Raw genomic sequence first — 1,363 nt, 5'->3', positions numbered from 1 at the left:
TTGCTGGTGGTGATGGTCACGCCGACCGCGGCGCGCTTGCCGTCGCCGTCGTTGGGGAAGTTCGGGTCGCCGTCGCCGATGGCGCACACCTGGCCCTGAGGGTTCCCGTCGCGGTCGTAGCACGGCGGGTCCGGGGGGATGAACCCGTAGGCGAGCGAGTCGCCGGTCCAGGTGTCATTGAGGGCGTTGTACGTGAGGTTGAGGTCGATGTCCTGGTTCTGCGGGCTGATGTCCATCCGGTCGTCCGCGAAGTTCGTTCCGCCGTCCTCGTCCTTGATCTGGATGCCGACGGGGAACGTGGTCTGGTCGCCGGAGAGGGTGACCTGCTGCGTGAAGACCCACGGGTTCGGGATGGTGCTGGCATGGAAGGCGTCGTCGGAGACGATCCGGCCCCTCTGGAGCGCGTTGTCCCCGATCTTCACCTCCGGATAGAACTCGCCCTCCTCGTTGATGCCGTCGTCCGGTACCTCGAAGCGCTCGAACCAGTCCAGGCTCACCGTGACGGTCATGGCCAGCGGCGGTGGGTCGGCGGCCGCGGCCGGGGCCGGCAGCCCGGGCATCAGCCACAGACCGGGCAGGATCAGGGCGGTCGCCGCGGCGGCCGCGACCAGGCGTCGTCCGAGACAACGCCGGGCGGACCGCCGGGATGACGGCGGAGCGGCCGGTGGGGCGGCCGGGCCAGTGGAAGATGGGGTGGAGGATGGTGGGGTGGAAGTCGGCATTCTGCCTCCCGCGTGCACACGAATCCCCTACCGGCACACGAACCGGGCGAGTGCGGAGCAAGGGATCATTCGCTGACGCATCGTGCCAGCGGATGCGGTCGCCCGTCCGCACCCCGGGCTCGGGTTCCGCCCGAAGGGACGAAGCCGAAACGTTTCCCAACCCGGCGGAAAGCACTCACCCGGGGGTGAGCGTGAAAGCTCGACCATCCAGGAAGCGGGTGCAGAGGTCCCGTCACTGGTCTGCCGCGATCGTCTACCGTCGCGGCCGCCCCTCAACAGCGGGATGGAGTACTGCCTCGCAGATCTCACGTCGCAGCTCTCCCCTGCTCGGCTCCGCTCGGCCTGAGGCCCGCATCAACCCTTCTAGCGCGACGCTTTAGCATTCCCGCACCTGGGAGGACCTGAGCACCGAAGTTGTCCAGCCGGGCCATTTACCGTGCACGGTCAGGGCTGTAGGGACTGAGCACCGGATCTGTTCAATGAGCACTGGACCTGTGCAGCCTTGTCCGGCTCGTGCTCAGTGGCAGTTGCCGCCCGCGGCGCCAGTGCCTGGGGTGCGGGAAACGGCCCGATCCTGCGGGACTAACGTCGTGATCATGAATCTGAACCTGTACGGCGACGCCATACCCGAGGGACTGTCA

1 protein-coding gene is annotated in these 1,363 nt (G+C 67.7%); it reads right to left on the bottom strand.

Going from position 1 to position 1,363, the window contains the following annotated elements; all coding sequences use genetic code 11:
* Positions 1–560 (bottom strand): hypothetical protein (locus IPZ69_RS46685; protein WP_235461010.1); only part of this gene is annotated, 560 nt, incomplete at its 3' end.
* Positions 561–1,363 lie beyond the last annotated feature (803 nt).

It is taken from the genome of Streptomyces olivochromogenes (assembly GCF_021538895.1).
Taxonomy (GTDB): domain Bacteria; phylum Actinomycetota; class Actinomycetes; order Streptomycetales; family Streptomycetaceae; genus Streptomyces; species Streptomyces olivochromogenes_A.
This window is presented reverse-complemented; position numbering and strand designations above follow the sequence as displayed.